The organism is Streptomonospora wellingtoniae, assembly GCF_031845375.1.
In the GTDB taxonomy this organism is placed as follows: domain Bacteria; phylum Actinomycetota; class Actinomycetes; order Streptosporangiales; family Streptosporangiaceae; genus Streptomonospora; species Streptomonospora wellingtoniae.
Genome location: NZ_JAVREK010000001.1, coordinates 350,523 through 364,507 on the forward strand (window position 1 = coordinate 350,523; position 13,985 = coordinate 364,507).

The 13,985-nt window shown below is 73.3% G+C and carries 11 protein-coding genes; 2 read left to right on the forward strand and 9 right to left on the reverse strand.

Features of this window, described 5'->3' with window-relative positions; all coding sequences use genetic code 11:
• Positions 1–157: 157 nt before the first annotated feature.
• The 6 genes from RM446_RS01510 to RM446_RS01535 form a co-directional block, all read right to left on the reverse strand.
• The gene (locus RM446_RS01510) at positions 158–2,599 is read right to left on the reverse strand and encodes a serine/threonine-protein kinase (protein WP_311543276.1); all 2,442 of its coding nucleotides are present in this window, start codon (positions 2,597–2,599) and stop codon (positions 158–160) included.
• Between the two features lie 287 nt (positions 2,600–2,886).
• A complete protein-coding gene (locus RM446_RS01515; RefSeq protein ID WP_311543213.1) occupies positions 2,887–3,552 on the reverse strand; it encodes a response regulator transcription factor in 666 nt (221 codons plus the stop codon).
• A gap of 92 nt (positions 3,553–3,644) precedes the next feature.
• The gene (locus tag RM446_RS01520; protein ID WP_311543214.1) at positions 3,645–4,970 is read right to left on the reverse strand and encodes a sensor histidine kinase; all 1,326 of its coding nucleotides are present in this window, start codon (positions 4,968–4,970) and stop codon (positions 3,645–3,647) included.
• Positions 4,971–5,148: 178 nt separating this feature from the next.
• Positions 5,149–5,745, reverse strand: coding sequence for an HdeD family acid-resistance protein (locus RM446_RS01525; RefSeq protein ID WP_311543215.1), 597 nt, complete (start codon positions 5,743–5,745; stop codon positions 5,149–5,151).
• 196 nt (positions 5,746–5,941) lie between these two features.
• Positions 5,942–7,231, reverse strand: a complete 1,290-nt coding sequence (locus tag RM446_RS01530) for a citrate synthase (protein WP_311543216.1) — start codon at positions 7,229–7,231, stop codon at positions 5,942–5,944.
• A gap of 340 nt (positions 7,232–7,571) precedes the next feature.
• Entirely contained in the window at positions 7,572–8,093 is a 522-nt protein-coding gene (locus tag RM446_RS01535; protein WP_311543217.1) for a methyltransferase family protein, read from the reverse strand.
• Positions 8,094–8,252: 159 nt separating this feature from the next.
• Here RM446_RS01535 and RM446_RS01540 point away from each other — a divergent pair, with 159 nt between their 5' ends.
• The gene (locus tag RM446_RS01540; RefSeq protein WP_311543218.1) at positions 8,253–9,125 is read left to right on the forward strand and encodes a TetR/AcrR family transcriptional regulator; all 873 of its coding nucleotides are present in this window, start codon (positions 8,253–8,255) and stop codon (positions 9,123–9,125) included.
• A gap of 110 nt (positions 9,126–9,235) precedes the next feature.
• Here the strand turns inward: RM446_RS01540 and RM446_RS01545 are convergent, their stop codons facing one another.
• Positions 9,236–9,976, reverse strand: coding sequence for a TetR/AcrR family transcriptional regulator (locus RM446_RS01545; protein WP_311543219.1), 741 nt, complete (start codon positions 9,974–9,976; stop codon positions 9,236–9,238).
• 171 nt (positions 9,977–10,147) lie between these two features.
• On the opposite strand from RM446_RS01545, the gene RM446_RS01550 reads away from it, so the two are divergent.
• The gene (locus tag RM446_RS01550; RefSeq protein ID WP_311543220.1) at positions 10,148–11,302 is read left to right on the forward strand and encodes an acyl-CoA dehydrogenase family protein; all 1,155 of its coding nucleotides are present in this window, start codon (positions 10,148–10,150) and stop codon (positions 11,300–11,302) included.
• Positions 11,303–11,441: 139 nt separating this feature from the next.
• On the opposite strand, the gene RM446_RS01555 is transcribed toward RM446_RS01550, so the two are convergent.
• Both RM446_RS01555 and RM446_RS01560 read right to left on the reverse strand, forming a co-directional pair.
• Positions 11,442–11,897 (reverse strand): TIGR03668 family PPOX class F420-dependent oxidoreductase, encoded by a 456-nt coding sequence (locus tag RM446_RS01555; protein WP_311543221.1) that lies wholly within the window; start codon positions 11,895–11,897, stop codon positions 11,442–11,444.
• Positions 11,898–12,025: 128 nt separating this feature from the next.
• Positions 12,026–13,783, reverse strand: coding sequence for a serine/threonine-protein kinase (locus RM446_RS01560; RefSeq protein ID WP_311543222.1), 1,758 nt, complete (start codon positions 13,781–13,783; stop codon positions 12,026–12,028).
• Between the last annotated feature and the right edge of the window lie 202 nt (positions 13,784–13,985).

A 13,985-nucleotide genomic window follows, 5' to 3' on the forward strand; every position in this document is an offset into this window, starting at 1 on the left:
CGAAGGCGCGCGGCAGGGGCGCCGGCCGTCGGCTCCGGCCGTCCGCGATCGCCGCGCGGCGGTACACCCCCGGACCGCGTCCCCTCGGAACGCGCGCCCCCCTCAGAGCACATACCCGCACCGGGCGGTGGGGGTAACGCGGATGCGCGGCGGGCGGTCACAGCAGCGTCCGCGGCCGCACGGCGTTGGCGCGGTCGACGAGCACGCGCCGGCGCGCCGGATCGGAGGTGATGCGCGCCCGCTCGCGATAGCTGCGCTCCAGGTTCGCGCGCAGCCCTCCCTCGGTCAGCGGAGCGCCCAGCAGCCGCGCGCGCGGCGACTCGGGACCGTATCCGGCCAGCACCCAGTCGAGTGCGGTACGCAGCACCCGCGCATTGAGGCGGTCGCGGGCCTCGCCGCGCAGACCGAGGCGGCGCAGCCGCGCGACGGCGTCCAGGAAGACCGCCTCCGACAGCGAGGCCGGCTCGCGGTCGGTCACCAGCGCACTCACGGCAGCCATCTGCGCGGCGATGTAGACGCTGGACAGTTCCGGCACCATGTCCAGCACCTGCACCGCACCGGCGGGGTCGCCGCGGGCCAGGCGGATGCGGGCCAGGCCGAACCCCGCGGTGACGAAGGAGCGGTCGGTCAGCCACACGGTGCGGTAGAGCTGCTCGGCCTCGTCGAGCCCGCCGGTGAGCTCGCAAGCGCCGGCCAGGCCGAGCTTGGGCGCCGCCTCGCCGGGAAGGTGGTCGAACAGCTCCTCGAAGCGCTCGCGGGCGTCGCAGCAGTCGCGCGCGCCCAGCGCCATGACCGCCCAGTACCAGAACGGCCGCCAGTCGCCTGGCGAGCAGGCGCCGAACTCCTGCAACTGGCGGGCGGCCTCCTCGCGGCGGCCCACCCCGATCAGGGCGCGTGCCAGCAGGAGTCGGGTCTCGGGAGTGGGGCCGGCGTCGCCCTCCAGTGCGGCGACCAGGTCCTCGTCGGGCAGCGCCGCGAGCCCGGACAGCTCCGCGGCGGCCTCGTCGGCGGGGTCGACGAGCGGCAGCGGCAGCGCGGCCGCGACGCCTTCCGGGTCGGGTGGGCCCAGCAGCCGGTCGGTCTCGTCGATGACCCGCACCAGGTTTCCCGAGGTGAACAGCGGGTGCTCGGCGCCGAACAGGTTCGACTGGGCCGGGTGCGGGCGGCCGTGCATTTCGGACAGCACCTCGCGCAGCACGCCGGTGAGCTGCTCGGCCATCTCGGCGGCGTCGGAGAAGCGCAGTTGGGGTTCGGGCTGCAAGGCGCGGCGCAGCAGCCGGTCGTATGAGGGGTGGCGCCGCAGTACCGGCACCGATGCGGCGTCCGGCAGGTCGTCGCGGTAGGCGCCCCCGTAGTCGAACCGGAAGCTGAGCACGGCCAGGCAGCGCGCCACCGAGTACAGGTCGGAGCCGATCGAGGGGCCGATCTCGCGCAGCTCCCGCTCGGGCACGCGGTAGCCCACTGTGGTGTAGACGGGGGTGACCAGGTCGTCGATGCGCCGCACCGCGCCCAGGTCGATGATCTTGATCTGCTCCTCGCTCTGGATGACGTTGTCGGGCTTGAAGTCGCAGTAGAGCAGCCCTTTGCTGTGCAGGTGGCCCAGGGCGCGCAGCGCTTCGAGCCCGTAGGCGATCACCCGGTCCACCGGCAGGCCGTCGGCGCCGGGGTCTCGCGACAGGTGGTCCATCCGCAGGTCCCACAGCGACTGCCCGCCGACGTATTCCATGACGATGTGGCCGGCGGGCACCCCGGTGCGCGGGTCGGGATGCTGCACGAAGTTGTAGATCTTGACCACGTTGGGGTGCTCGACCTCGGCGAGCACGCCGCGCTCGGCGGCCGCGGTCTTGTGCGCCTCGGCGTCGCCGACGTTGAGCAGGCCCTTGAGCACCACCCACCGGTCGTCGACGTTGTGGTCGCGGGCGAGGTAGATCCAGCCGAGCCCGCCGTGGGCCAGGCAGCCCAGCACCTCGTACTGCCCGGCCACGACGTCGCCGGGCGCGAGCTTGGGCGTGAAGGAGAACTCGGTGCGGCAGGAGGGGCAGTACCCCTCGGTACGGCCGGAGCGGCCCTCGCGGGAGCGGCCCACGCTTGCGCCGCAGTGGCCGCATACCCGGCTCCGCTCGGCGACCAGCGGGTTGCTCAGAACGGCGCCGGCGGGATCGCGGTAGGGCACGGGCGGCACCTCGACCATGCCCAGGCCGAGCAGGCCGCGCGAGGAGGGCGCGCCCGGGTGGCTCGGCGTGCCGGCGACCGGGTCGCCGCCCGAGTACGCACCCTGGCCCGCAACGCCGGAGGATCCGGACAGGCGGGCCTCGCGCAGGCTCGGTGAACGCCCCGACGGCGGGGCCGGTGCGGCGGCCGGGCCGCCGGTGTTCGGGCGCCGGCCGTCCCCTGCCGCCCCCTCGGCGCGTCCGCCCGCCTCCGGCGGTGCGGGCGGGCGGGACGGCGCCGACGCGGAGGGCGGCGCCGCGGCGGCGGTGCCGGCCGCCGCCCGCGGAGCGGGGACGGCCGCCGCGCGGGCGGACGGCGCCATGCCGCACTCGTCGCAGTAGCCGTCGTCGACCGCACCGGTGCAGTCGGGTTCGGCGCACTCGTTCATCGGCACGCTCCCGTTCCTCTGTGGGCACAGCAGCACCCCGCGCCGACGTGATCGGCAGGCACGCTGGGGCCGGGGCTCGCGCAGCATGAGGCACGTCGCCTCCGAGTCTTACCCCGTTGCCGGATCTCCACAAGCGAACGCGGCACCGGCGACCGTATCCGGCCGGTAACGACTGGGTGACGCGGCGGCCATGCCCCAATCCCGTTGATCTTGTAGCTATCGCAAATGGAAATCGTTTTCCATCACGATAGCTACAAGATCGATGGTGATGTTCACGGCAGCTCAGCTCAGGCGAGCCAGCCGGGACGCGCCATGCCGGTCTCATAGGCGATGACGACGAGCTGGGCCCGGTCGCGCGCGCCCAGCTTGGTCAGCACCCGGCTCACGTGGGTCTTGGCGGTCGCAGGGCTGAGCGTGAGCCGGCGGGCCAGCTCCTCGTTGGACAGGCCCTCGGCGACCGCGGCCATCACCTCGCGCTCGCGGTCGGTGAGCGAGTTCAGCCGCGGCGCCGGCGGCGGCTCCTTGATCCGCCCGGCGAACTCGCCGATGAGTCGGCGGGTGACCGAGGGCGCCAGGAGCGCGTCCCCACGGGCGACGACGCGCACTCCGCGGATGAGCTCGGCGGGCTCGGTGTCCTTGACCAGGAAGCCGCTGGCGCCGGCCTTGAGGGCGCCGTAGACGTACTCGTCGAGGTCGAACGTGGTCAGGATGACGACCTTCACGCCGCGCAGGGCGTCGTCGGCGGCGATGCGCCGCGTGGCCTCCAGCCCGTCGGTACCCGGCATGCGGATGTCCATCAGGACGACGTCGGGCCGCTCCGAGCGGGCGGCGCGCACCGCCTCCTCGCCGTCGCCGGCCTCGGCGGCGACCGAGATGTCGTCCTCTCCTTCGAGCATGGAGCGGAAACCGGCGCGCACGAGCGTCTGGTCGTCGGCGAGCACCACCGTGGCCATGCGTGCCCCGCCTCCCTGTCGCCGCGGCCCGGACCAGGCCGCTGCCCCTTTCCTACCAGCCCGAGGGGCCGCCGGGGAGGCCGCGCGTGGCCTCAGCCGGTATCGGGGCCAAGAGGCCTGGCAGCACCTCCGCCGGGGGGCGCGGCAGCGCTACCGCCCGGTGCGGGCAGCGGGAGGGCTGCGCGGACGGCGAAGCCGGGCCCGTCGCCGCGAGGGCCCGCGCTGCACGTGCCGCCCACCGCGGCGGCGCGCTCGCGCATCCCGCGCAGCCCGTTGCCCTGCGGTTCCGATCCCGGTACCGCGCCGCCGCCGTCGTCGGCCACCAGGACCCGCAGCTCGATCCCGCCGTAGTCGACGCACACGTCGGCGCCCCCGGCGCCGGAGTGCCGCAGCGCGTTGGTGAGGGACTCCTGGACGATGCGGTAGGCGGCCAGGTCCACCGCTGCGGGCAGCTGCGCCGCGGTTCCCGTGACCTCCAGGCGCACCGGCAGTCCGGCGGCCGTCGTCTGCTCGGCGAGGTCGCCCACGCGCGCCAGCGACGGCACCGGCGCGGTCGGCGCGCCGTCGTCGTCGATCCGGCGCAGCACCCCCAGCGTCGAGCGCAGCTCGCGCAGGGTGTCGCGGCTGGCCTCCTTGATGTGGTTCAGGGCCGCGTAGGCGCCGTCGGGGTCGTCTCGGCGGTGGGCGGCCGCACCGGCCTGCACGTTGATCAGGGAGATGCTGTGGGCGACCACGTCGTGCACCTCGCGGGCGATGCGCAGCCGCTCCTCGACGGCGCGGCGGCGGGCCTCCTCCTCGCGGGTGCGCTCGGCCTCGGCGGCGCGCTGCTGCGCCTCGCGCACGTAGGCGCGCTGGCTGCGGGCGATCTCGCCGACCAGCAGCACGACCAATGCCCAGGAAAGCACCGACAGCGCGCGCGAGATCTGGAAGTCGAGTACTTCCACGACACCGGAGACCGCCAGCACCGCGCCTACCGCGGCCAGAGCGGCGCTTCGTTCGCCGAGCGCGCCCAACCGCACCACCGCGACCACCAGGCCCACCCAGGCGACCCAGATGTCGGCGGCGGCGGTCATGTAGTAGCCGAGGACGCTGAGGCCCATCCCGACCGCCGCGGTGTGCGGGAACCGGGTCAGCAGGGCCATCGCCGCGGCGCCCGCGAGCAGGACCGCCAGGCCCGGTTCGACGCCGTCCTGACCGGAGGCCACGGCCAGCTGGAGCACGGCCACGCCGGCGGCGAGCAGCAGGTCGACGACCGCCTCGGGAATGCGCAGCGGACCGATCGACAGGATGGCCCCGCGGGAGACCGCCGCGTCAGGGCCCGCTGTGGAGGCGGCGCCGGCGGGCGGCCCGGCCGCGGTGCGGCCGCGCGGGCGCCTCGGCCGGAGGGCGCGCAGCACGGCCCGCGCCCGCCGGATCACCGGGCGGCTCCCCGCCCGCGCCGCGGGCGCCCCATGCGTCCGGGCATCGCACCGTCCCTCCCTCGGACCGCGGCCGCCTTCAGGGGGCCGCACGTTCAGAGTGAGGTACGCGGGCGTGCGCCCGCATCCGCCTCGGGAGGGAATTGCGGCTGCGACCGCGGGTGCAGGCGCGGCCGACTCAGGCCGCACCGCCGGTCTGCGGCCCCTCCTGTGCGGGACCGCTGCGCAGCGTGCCGCCGGAGTCGTCCAGGCCCATGCGGCGCATCCGCAGGCTCAGGCCGATGAGCGCCGCGCCGAAGACGATGGCGTAGGCGCCGATGGCGAAGGACATCGCGACCGCCCCGCCGAAGGGTACGATCCAGATCACCAGGCCGAAGGCGACCGAGAGGGCGCCGCTGAAGATGTAGAGCCACTCGCCGTGGATCTCGCGGCGCAGCCGGTAGGCGGTGAGGATCTCGAACACGCCGGTGATGATCGCCCACAAGCCCAGCAGGATCGCCAGGACGAGCACGGTGGCCAGCGGCCACGCCAGGATGACCAGGCCCACGACCACGCCCAGGATCGCCTCCCAGACCAGCGGCGGCCGGTCGCCCTCCTTGGCGCGCAGGGCCGCCCAGCCCGCGAAGACGCCGTCGACGAGGGCGTAGACGCCGAAGACCGTCGCCAGCGCGATCGCCGTGATCCCGGGCCACAGGACCGCGACGAGCCCGAAGACGATCGCGGCCGCGCCGCGGACGGTGAGGACCCACCAGTGCTCTACCAGGTAGTCGAGCATGTCTCCCCCGATCGATCGACCTCAGTGACGCACTGCCCGGGGGCGCGCGCGGTGATGGCCGCGGGGGCGGAATTATTACCGGCGGCGGGGCAAGCCGATACCCGTCAGTGGTGCGGCGCGGAGTGCGCGCGTGCGGGCACCCGACCGCGCGGGCGGGGCGGCTCCGCCGCGCGGCCGGGTACGGATGCGCGGCCCTTCAGCCGTTGTAGGAGCGCTGGGCCGGGCCGACGTAGAGCTGGCGCGGCCGGGCGATCCGGGCGGCGGGGTCGAGGCGCTGCTCGCGCCAGTGCGCGATCCAGCCGGGCAGCCGGCCGAGGGCGAACAGCACGGTGAACATGCCGGTCGGGAAGCCCATCGCGCGGTAGATGACGCCGCTGTAGAAGTCGACGTTGGGGTAGAGCTTGCGGTCGGTGAAGTAGGAGTCGGCCAGTGCGCGGCCCTCCAGGCGCAGCGCGAGCTGGAACAGCTCATCGGGCTGCTCCTGGCGGTCCAGGATCTGGGCGGCCAGCTCTTTGATCTCCTTGCTGCGCGGGTCGAAGTTCTTGTAGACCCGGTGCCCGAAGCCCATCAGCCGCGTGCCGCTCTCCTTGTCCTTGACCTTGGCCAGGAACGAGTCGACGTCGCCGCCGAGGCCGCGGATCTCCTCCAGCATCTCCAGCACGGCCTGGTTCGCGCCGCCGTGCAGGGGGCCGAACAGGGCGTTGATGCCGGCGGAGACGCTGCCGTAGAGGCTGGCCTGGGAGGAGCCGACTACGCGCACGGTGGCGGTGGAGCAGTTCTGCTCGTGGTCGGCGTGCAGGATGAGCAGCAGGTCCATCGCCTTGGCGTAGAGCTCGTCGAGCTCGCGGCTGCCGCTGTCGCCGCCGAAGGTCATCCGCACGAAGTCCTCGACGTAGCCGAGGCTGTGGTCGGGCTCCAGCGGCTGCTCGCCCGCGGAGTTGCGGTAGATGCGCGCGGCGACGGTGGGCAGCTGCGCCAGCAGCAGCATCGTCGCGCGGTCGACCTGGTCGGAGTCGTCGGGGTCGGTCGTGTCGGCGTAGAACGCCGCCATGGTGTTGACCGCGGCGCCGAGCAGGATCATGGGATGGCCGTCGCGCGGCAGAGCGTCGATCATGGCCCGCATCTCGACGGGCAGGGCGGCGTTGGCGCGCAGCTGCTCGGAGAACTCCTTGAGCTCGCCGGGTCCGGGGAGTTCGCCGTGGATGAGGAGGTGGGCGACCTCCAGGAAGGAGCTTCCGGCCGCGAGTTCCTGGATGGGATAGCCGCGATAGCGGAGGATGCCCGCTTCGCCGTCGATGTAGGTGATCTTCGACTGGCACGCGGCGGTGTTGGCGAACCCGGGGTCGAGGGTGACCATGCCGGCCCGGCTCAGCAGGGTCTTGGCCTCGAAAGCCTGTTCACCCTCGGTGCCGGTCAGCAGCGGCAGGGTGTGCGCCCCACCTTCGTACCGCAGCTCTACCGCGCGCTCTTTGCCGTCTTCGCTCATGCCTGAGCAACCTTTCCAGGCGGGGATGCGGGGGATCAGGGAAAGCCGCCGTCCCGGCTCGACCATGTCTCGTGTTCAGTTCTTATTAAACTCCAGTGAAGCAAAACAGTACAATTGTCGCGCATTGGCGAACCGGTGACATGGGACACATCATAAAGCTGGCAAACAGTTTCCCATGAGCTAAAGAATCGCCGTTTTTCGCACCTTCCGAAAGTGTACCTGTTTGACATCCGAACAGTCCTTCGCCCCCCGTGCAACACGGGGAGCCCCGCCGCACGGGGCGTCCCGCCCCCCGCGCGCGGTACACCTCGGTGCGGAGCCCCCGTCAGCCGGCGCGGACTCAGTCGCGGGCGCCCGCGGGGGGTGCCTGCCACGGACGCAGCCGCGGCAGCCACGCGGGCACGTTGCGGCGGTACCGGGCATACTCGACTCCGAAGGAACGGGCCATCATCGGCTCCTCGTAGAGCCGCACGAACACCGCCGCGGCCGCCCAGAAGGCCAGCGCCCACACTGCCGCGCCCCACGAGCCGAACAGCAGCGCCTGACCGGTGTTGACCGCGGTCAGCGCCACGTACATGGGGTTGCGCACGTAGCGGTGGAAACCGTCCACGACCAGGTGCTCGGTGGGCGCCACCGGGGCCGGCGTTCCGCGGGCCGCAGCGAACCGGGTGAAGGCGTGCACGCACGCGTACAGGCCCGCGCAGATCAGCACGACGCCGACGGCCTGGGCCGCGCCCCAGTACGGGAGCGGCCGGCGAAGCTCCCAGCCGCTGATCAGCCACGGAACGAGGCCGACCATCGTGCCCGGCGCCACGACGAAGAACACGGCACTGCCGACTGCGGCCGACGTCCGACTCCGCATCGTCTCTCCTCCTCGTCTTCTGCAGTGGTTTCCCGCATTGCGGGCTTCCGCATCAGGAGGTGCCGCGGTCCGCGGCACCGGCGCCCCGGCTGCGGCTGCCCGGTACGCCGACGCCTGGGTACCTGAAACTGCTTCATATGTACAGTAGTATCGAATTCCATGATGGAGCAGAACGACGCAGACGCCCCGACGGTCCCGCCCGGTCTCGTCGACGCGGCCGTGGCGGCCGCGCGCGAGCAGGGCCGAGACGTCGCCGAGGTCCCGCTGACAGCCGTCGCCGCGAAGGCCGGCGTCTCGCGCAGCACCCTGCTGCGCCGGCTCGGCGGAACGCGCGCCGCGCTGGACGCCGCCGTCCTGGCCTCCGGTGTGGACCCCGGAGGCCGCCCGCCCGTGCGCGAGCGCGCGGTGACCGCGGCGGCGGCGATCATCGGCGACCGCGGGCTGGGCGCGGTCACCCTCGACGCCGTCGCGGCCGCTGCGCCGTGCTCGGTGCCGAGCCTGCACACGGTCTTCCACGGGCGCGACGGCCTGCTCTCGGCCGTCTTCGAGCGCTACGGACCGGTGATCGGCGTCGAGGCGGTCGCCGCGGACCCGCCGGAGCGCTTCGAGGACGTCGTGCAGAGCCTCTTCCACGCGATCGTCACCGCGTTCTCGACGGAGCCGCGGGTGCTGCCCGCGATCGTCGCGGACCTCCTCGGCCGCCCCGACGGTCCGGGGTCGCACCTGCTGGAGGCGGCGGTCCCCCGCCTGCTCAACGGAATGACCAGCCTGTTCGCCGCCGAGATCGAGGCCGGCCGGCTGCGCCCGCTGCCGATGCCCGTCATCATCCAACTCCTCATCGGGCCGCCCGCGGTGCACATGATGGTGCGCCCGGCGCTGGACCGCGCCCTCGGCCCGGAACTGCCCTCGGTCGACGACGCCTGCGCCATGTTCGCCGAGGGGTTCCTGCGCGCCGTTGCCGCCGATCCGGACCCCTGCGACGGCGGCGGCCCGCTCGCGCCGGGCGGGACCGGACCGCGGGACCGGGTCTGAGGGCACCACCCCTCAGCGAACGGCCGCGCCCTCGCCGTCGGCGGGCCGCGCGCCGGTCGAGCTAGGAATGCGGTCGGAGCGCCCGCGCCCACCGCCTCCGGCGCCGCCGCTCAGCCGTGTTCGGACCCCAGCGCGGAGCGGATGCGCGACAGCACGTCCTCGCCGGAGGCGGCCGCGGGGTAGACCGCCACCAGTACCGACTCCTGCGGCGCGGCGTCTTGAACGGCGGCGCCGCCCCGGCCGGCGGGCTCGCGCAGCAGGGCGCCCAGGGATCCGGTCACGAACGCCATGGCCTCGTCGAACCGGCGCCAGGGCACCGGCTCCTGCGGGGAGTGCAGCCACGACCGCAGCACGTGGTTGTGCGCAGCGATCACCGACGCGGCCAGCGCCTCGCCCGTCAGGGCGCGCCGCCCCGCCGTCTCTCCGCGGCCCAGGAAGCGGCTGAACGCCGCCTGATAGCGGGCGGTCATGGCGATCTCGCGATCGCGCAGCCGCGGCACCGCGCGCACCAACCGGAAGCGGGGGACGGTGATCTCCGGCGAGCGCACGTACTCCTGGAAGACCATGCGCGCAGCCGAGCGCACGGTGGCCACGGGGTCGTCGTCCGGAGCGGCTTCGAGGAAGCGCTCGACGGTCTCGAACAGGTCGTCGTGCTCGGCGAAGAGGATGTCCTCCTTGGAACCGAACCGCCGGAACAGGCTGCGCCTGCTCATCCCGGTCGCGGCAGCGATGTCGTCCATGGTCGTGGCCTCGTAGCCGGCCTCGGTGAACAGCCGTACCGCCACCTCGACCACCGCGGTCCGGTCCGCGCCGTGCGGCCTGCCCCGATCGCCGTCCGCGCGCTCAGCCACCTCGGCCCCGTTCCCCGTCGGTCCCCTGCGTGTGCCCCGTGCTCATCCCCCGAGTATCGGCCGTCGTTCCGTTCGGCGCACCCGATCCGTATGATGACACTAGATGCCATACTTGGACACGCAGTGCCAGATGGCGCGGGCAGCCGGGACCGAGGAAGGGCGGGGAGCGTCATGGGCGAATTCGACCTGTTCAGCATCACCGAAGAGCACGAGCAGCTGCGCGAGGCGGTACGCGCCGTCTCCGACGACAAGATCGCGCCGCACGCGGCCGATGTCGACGAGCGGTCCGAGTTCCCCAAGGCGGCCCACGACGCGCTCGTGGACACCGACTTCCACGCCGCACACATCCCCGAGGAGTACGGCGGTGTCGGCGCCGACGCCGTCGCGACCTGCATCATCATCGAGGAGGTGGCCCGCGCCTGCGCGTCCTCCTCGCTGATCCCGGCGGTGAACAAGCTGGGCACGATGCCGCTGCTCCTGGGCGCCTCCGAGGACGTCAAGCAGCGCTACCTGGCGCCCGTGGCCAGCGGCGAGGCGATGTTCTCCTACGGCCTGTCGGAGCGTGAGGCCGGTTCCGACACCGCGAGCATGCGCACGCGCGCCGAGGCCGACGGCGACGGCTGGATCCTGAACGGGCAGAAGTCCTGGATCACCAACGCCGGGGTCAGCCGGTACTACACGGTCATGGCCGTCACCGACCCCGGCGGCAAGCGCGGCGGCAACGTCAGCGCGTTCGTGCTGCACGCCGACGACCCCGGCTTCACCCTCGGCGAGCCCGAGCGCAAGCTGGGGATCAAGGGATCGCCCACCCGCGAACTGTACTTCGACAACGTGCGCATCCCCGGCGACCGGCTCGTCGGCGGCGTCGGCGAGGGCCTCAAGCTCGCGCTGCGCACGCTCGACCACACCCGGGTGACGATCGGCGCCCAGGCGGTGGGCATCGCCCAGGGGGCGCTGGACCACGCGGTGGCCTACGCCAAGGAGCGCAAGCAGTTCGGCACCGCGATCGCCGACTTCCAGGGCATCCAGTTCATGCTCGCCGACATGGCGATGAAGCTGGAGACTGCCCGGCAGATGGTCTACGTCGCCGCCGCGAAGTCCGAACGCGGCGACGCCGACCTGCCCTTCTTCGGCGCCGCCGCCAAGTGCTACGCCTCGGACGCCGCCATGGAGATCACCACGGACGCCGTCCAGCTTCTCGGCGGCGCCGGCTACGTCAAGGACTTCCCGCTGGAGCGCATGATGCGCGACGCCAAGATCACCCAGATCTACGAGGGCACCAACCAGATCCAGCGCCTGGTGATGGCCCGCCAGCTGCTGAAGTAGCGCACCGCCGGCCGGCCGGGTCCGCCGGCACTCGGCGCGGCACCGTCGATCTTGTAGCCATCGCAAACGGAAATCGCTTTCCTTCACGATGGCTACAAGATCGGCGGGAATCGACGGACGGAGACCCCATCACAACCTGCTAGCCGGAGGACCAGCCCGACCAGCGGGTCACCTCGATGAGGACGACCGGTCCGGCGGGCGGGGCGTCGCGGTACTGGGCGTAGCGCTCCTGCAGGCGGCGGACCGCGGTGCGATGCTCGGGGGGCGCGTTCTGGGAGTCGGTCCCCGGATCGACGATGCGGGCGAGACCGTCGGCGCGCACCCACCACAGACCCGACCAGTCGTCGGAGTACTCGTCGGCGAGCAGGCACACCCGCGGGTCGGCGGCGATGTTGGCGAGGCGGCGCAGGGAGGTCGTGCGCTTGGGCTTGTCGTCGACCGCGAACGCGACGGTGTCGGCGTCCCCCTCCCCACCGGCGATCAGGGCGAAGGTGACCGGCACCAGATGGGGCAGGCCGTCGGCGTCCACCGTGGCAAGGCGTGCGACGCGCGCGCGTGCGAAGTGCTCCCGGCACTGTCGGGCGTTCCAGCGCATGCCGCGAGCCTGCCACGGAATGCGGCCCCGGCGCACGCACCCGCCCCGGTGGGGCCGATCCGCGGCCGACGGGCCGATGGGCGGCCCGGCCGACGGGTCGTGCGGCCGATCCGGCGGCGGCTCCGCGGCTACCCGGCCGGCTCGAACGACTCGGCGGCCTCGTCCAGGATCGCCTTGTTGCGCGCGAAGCTCGCCTCGGTCGAGACCAGGAAGAGGGCGTAGCCCTTCTCCTCGGTATGGAACGCCCGGTCCACGGCGTGCATGGCGGTGCCGTCCTGCCCCGTGAAGGTGAACTCCCAGTCGGCCGCGCTGATGTAGTCGTCGGTGTAGGGCTCGCCGAGCGCCTCGATCCCCACCAGCGAGTAGCCGTCGAAGTTCGCCGACATGCGCGGCTCCTGGGCCACCCAGTCGTCCTTGGCGTCGTCCGCGGGGTCGTCGCTCTGGTCGACCTGCAGATAGCCCGGCTCACCGGGGATGTCGAAGAAGACGCTGGTGCCGCTGCGGTTGTCCAGCGGCCAGTCCTCGGGAATCTCGACGGAGAACCCGGTGGGGTCCTCGTGCTCGGACATCTCGGGCAGCTCCGGCCTGTCATCGCCGCCGCCCTCGTCCTCCTCCGGCTGCCCGCCGTCCTGCGCATCGGAGTCCGGCGCCGCCTGCGTACCCTCCTGCCCCGAGCCGTTCTGCCCCTCCTCCGAGGAGCCCGCGCTCGGCGCGGCGCTGTCGCCCACGGCGCCGGCCTCCTCCGCGGGGGCGCCCTGGCGGCTACCGATCCAGGCCACCGCTCCCGCGACCAGCACCAGCGCCACCAGTCCGCCCGCGATCGCCAGCGCGGCGCCGCCGCGGCGGCCCCCGCGTTCCGGTGCAGACTGCCCCGCTGCCGGTATGGGACCGGGCGGAGCCGCGGACGCGGGTGCCGCTCCGCCGCCGTTCCCGCCGGCCGGCGAGGCCCCCGACGCCTGCGGGGAATGCGCGACATGCAGGGCCGCGCCGACGGGGGCGTGCTGCGCAGCGTCGTCCCGCCGCCCGGCCGAAGCTGCGGAGTCCCGCTCCCCGTGCGCCTCCTCGGCAGCGGCCTGGAGCAGCGAGGCCGCCTCGTCGACCGAGGGCCGGTCCCCGGCGTCCTTCTGCAGCAGCCGTTCGAGCACCGGCGCCAGCTCGCCCGCCGACTTCGGCTGCGGCACCTCCGCGGTGACGATGGCGGTGAGCGTGGCCATGGGTGTGTCGCGATGGAAGGGCGTGGTGCCCTCGACCGCCTGGTAGAGGGTCACCCCCAGGGCCCAGATGTCGCTGGCCGGCGTAGCCGGCCGGCCATGCGCCTGCTCGGGCGCGAGGTAGCTCGGCGACCCCACGAGCAGGCCGGTCCTGGTGAGGTGGCTGGAGCCCTCCAGGTGTGCGATGCCGAAGTCGGTCAGCACCGCGCGGTCGCCGCGGGCGATGAGCACGTTGGCCGGCTTGATGTCGCGGTGCACGATGCCGCGCTCGTGGGCGAGCGACAGCCCGGCCGCCACCTGCGCGCCGATACCCGCGGCCCGCTGCGGCTCGAACGCTCCGCCGCTCTTGATGAGGGAGCCGAGCGACGGCCCGCGCACCAGCTCCATGACGATCCACGGCCGCTCGTCGATCTCGACCACGTCGAAGACGGTGATGATCGAGGGATGGCTGAGCTGGGCCGCGTGCCGGGCCTCCCGCAGCATCCGAGTGCGCAGCACCTCGACCTCGGCCGAGGGCAGCTGCGGAGGGATGAGAAGCTCCTTGACGGCCACCGACCGGTCCAGAACCTCGTCGACGCCCTCCCAGACGCGCCCCATCCCGCCCTCGCCGATCAGCTCGGTCAGGCGGTAGCGGCCGGACAGCAGTCGCCCCGGCTCACTGCTCTCGTTCGTCATCGATGGGGATACCTCGTAGTGGGATGGCGGTGCCCGGCGGAGGGGGCGCGGTCAAGGCGAGTGTAGGAGCAGTCCCGGGCCCGCACGGGCGTGCGGTGCGCCCGGCTGACGCGCCGGGTGCGCGCCTCCTCCCGGCGCGGACGGACCGGGCGCCCGGTGGAGCCGTCCTGAGCTGGGGCGACGCCGAGTTCCCGGTTCCGGC

What these genes read in the sequence shown, in the direction of transcription:
- RM446_RS01555 (WP_311543221.1), bottom strand. Translation starts at nt 11,897, where the DNA reads ATGCGCTGGAACGCCCGACAGTGCCGGGAGCACTTCGCACGCGCGCGC.
- RM446_RS01515 (WP_311543213.1), bottom strand. Translation starts at nt 3,552, where the DNA reads ATGGCCACGGTGGTGCTCGCCGACGACCAGACGCTCGTGCGCGCCGGT.
- RM446_RS01525 (WP_311543215.1), bottom strand. Translation starts at nt 5,745, where the DNA reads ATGCTCGACTACCTGGTAGAGCACTGGTGGGTCCTCACCGTCCGCGGC.
- RM446_RS01510 (WP_311543276.1), bottom strand. Translation starts at nt 2,599, where the DNA reads ATGAACGAGTGCGCCGAACCCGACTGCACCGGTGCGGTCGACGACGGC.
- RM446_RS01560 (WP_311543222.1), bottom strand. Translation starts at nt 13,783, where the DNA reads ATGACGAACGAGAGCAGTGAGCCGGGGCGACTGCTGTCCGGCCGCTAC.
- RM446_RS01535 (WP_311543217.1), bottom strand. Translation starts at nt 8,093, where the DNA reads ATGCGGAGTCGGACGTCGGCCGCAGTCGGCAGTGCCGTGTTCTTCGTC.
- RM446_RS01540 (WP_311543218.1), top strand. Translation starts at nt 8,253, where the DNA reads ATGATGGAGCAGAACGACGCAGACGCCCCGACGGTCCCGCCCGGTCTC.
- RM446_RS01530 (WP_311543216.1), bottom strand. Translation starts at nt 7,231, where the DNA reads ATGAGCGAAGACGGCAAAGAGCGCGCGGTAGAGCTGCGGTACGAAGGT.
- RM446_RS01550 (WP_311543220.1), top strand. Translation starts at nt 10,148, where the DNA reads ATGGGCGAATTCGACCTGTTCAGCATCACCGAAGAGCACGAGCAGCTG.